Origin of the sequence: Kitasatospora phosalacinea (assembly GCF_030268885.1) — a bacterium.
In the GTDB taxonomy this organism is placed as follows: Bacteria; Actinomycetota; Actinomycetes; order Streptomycetales; family Streptomycetaceae; genus Kitasatospora; species Kitasatospora phosalacinea_C.
This window is the reverse complement of record NZ_BSSA01000077.1, coordinates 1-2,195: the sequence shown is the minus strand read 5'-3', so window position 1 is coordinate 2,195 and position 2,195 is coordinate 1. Positions and strand designations below refer to the sequence as shown.

The following is a 2,195-nucleotide window of genomic DNA, read 5'->3' as shown; positions in this document are numbered from 1 at the left end:
CTCACAGCGCCGATGGTACTGCAGGGGGGACCCTGTGGGAGAGTAGGACGCCGCCGAACAATCTTTCAGAGAAAGCCCCCTGACGGGATGTCAGGGGGCTTTCTCGCGTTTCCGGACCGGAAGCGGACAGTTCGGACACCGCTGTCGGTGCGTACGTGCAGGAGCGTCGGGGCGATCTGCCGGCGGAGATCGGAGCCGGTGCCGTCGAGCGGTACGCGGCGAGTGAGGCGTTTCCTGGCGGCTCCTGACCACGGCGGCCCGGGCGGGCCTGCACCGAATCCCCTTGCCGCCGGGCGAGAAGATCGGGATCGAGACCGGGTGCACGGCCGGTGGCCGCCCTCTCGCCCGCGCCGCGGTTTCTCGGCCCGGGACCTGGCCGTGGGCGAGGGAGGGCCTCGCGGCGGGTTCCGGGGCGTTGCACCCCGAACTCCGCCGGAAGTTCACCGCGGCGGAGAGCGTGGGAGACCGTGGCTGCCGCACGCCCGGACCGGCTCCACTCCGGTCCGTACGACGCTCTCGTACCGCGGCAGGAGTGGTGCACCTTCATCAGCCGCAGCCGTGCAGAGGTCGCCGACCGGTGGTCGTGCATCGGAGTGGTCGAGCTCGCGACCCAGGCCCGTGAGCGGCTGTTCGTCGAGAACCTCCATGCCAGGCTGGCACCGCGTCAGGTCATCGGGTCCCCGACCCGTACCCTGTGGGCGGTCTTCTGCCGCCCGATGTTCACACCTACGGCGCCTGCTCGGTCAGCGCCTTTGTCCACCCGGGGGACCGTGGCGACGCGGGGCTGTGCTTCCACCACCGCATCGGCCCGCCCGGCGCCCCCGGCCCCGCATGGTCGTGCGGTCGAGACCTTCTGACCGGCTCGGAGGCGGTGACGGGGGGGCGAGGCTCAGACGACGTCGAACTCGTTGCCCTCGGGGTCCTGCATGGCTGCGGCGTAGAGGCCCGCGGTCGGCTCGTCCTTGATCTGCAGCACGGTGGCGCCGGCCGCGACCAGCTGGTCCACGGCGGCCCTGACCCGCTGCGTGCGGACGTCCAGCGGAACGTCACGGCCGCCGCCGACCTTCAGGTCGAAGTGCCAGCGGTTCTTGGCGGACTTGGGTTCCGGGACTTGCTGGAACCACACGCGCGGTCCGTGACCCGTCGGGTCGACGATCGACTCCGGAACGTCACCGGCCCCGGTCGGCAACTCCTCGGCGGGGACCCCTGCCGCCTCCCAGTAGGCGCGCCACGTGGTGTGCCCGTCCGGCGCGGGCTCGGGCACGTAGCCCAGGGCCGGGGCCCAGAAGGCCACCATCCTCTGAGGGTCGGAACAGTCGATCGTCAGCTGCACGGTCGTTGCCATGCGCGGATCCTGCCAGAGGGTTGTGACAGGCGGTCCGCCTGCTCGGCGGATGCCGGGTCGGCCGGTCCTCGTGGTCCGGCGGGCGAGGGGGCGACGGGTGGGGACGGGTGGGGACGGTGTTCCGAGGGGCGCCGGGCGGGGGAACCGGTCGAAGACGGGGGGACGGACGAGCAGCGGGTGGCGCTACGGAGGATGACGTCGGCGGAGTACGAGACGGCGACCGTGCACCGGGAGGCCGAGACGGCCCGGGAGTTCGGGGGGCGATGCCCGGGAACGGGTACGAGGTGTCGTCGATGACGATGCGCAAGGAGGTGCGGCGGGCGTCAGGGGCCGGGGGCCGAGGCCGCGTGGTGGTCGTTGGCGACCAGGGCGCGGGCCAGGCGGGCGGCGGTGGTGGTGACGGCGGGCCAGGCGGGGGAGCGGAGGTGGTCGGCGGGGCGGGGGTCGGGCGGCAGGGCGGCCCGGAGGGTGCGCAGGGCGGTGCCGAGGTCCGCGGTGAGGGCGGCTTCCTCGCCGGTGCGCAGGGTGTGGCCGATCCAGGGGAGGGGGTCGTCGGCGTCGCAGGCCTCGGTGAACAGGGTGGTGAGCAGCGGCGCGGGGTCGAAGGCGTCGTCCTGGAGGCCGGGGGCGGCCAGGGTGAGGACCGCGGCCACCAGTTGGTGGCGCAGCGCGGGGAGGGTGGGGCCGCGGTCGGTCACCGGGGGAGCGTACCGGTCGGGGTGGCGGGGGATGCTCCTATGGCTGTCAAGCTGCTGGAGCGAGGTCGGTTTGGGTGATTTGTGGGGTGGGTGTCCTGGTCAGGGCGCGGTAGACCTCGCGGGCGACGAATCGCTTGAGGCATCGCATGATG

Annotated in this window: 2 protein-coding genes; both read right to left on the bottom strand. The window is 73.1% G+C overall.

The genetic code is table 11. The features are described from left to right. Positions 1-889: 889 nt before the first annotated feature. Positions 890-1,345, bottom strand: coding sequence for a VOC family protein (locus QSK52_RS38960; protein ID WP_285741022.1), 456 nt, complete (start codon positions 1,343-1,345; stop codon positions 890-892). Between the two features lie 323 nt (positions 1,346-1,668). Continuing rightward, on the bottom strand, positions 1,669-2,043 hold the full coding sequence (locus tag QSK52_RS38955; protein WP_285741021.1) for an SCO4402 family protein: 375 nt from the start codon (positions 2,041-2,043) through the stop codon (positions 1,669-1,671). Positions 2,044-2,195 lie beyond the last annotated feature (152 nt).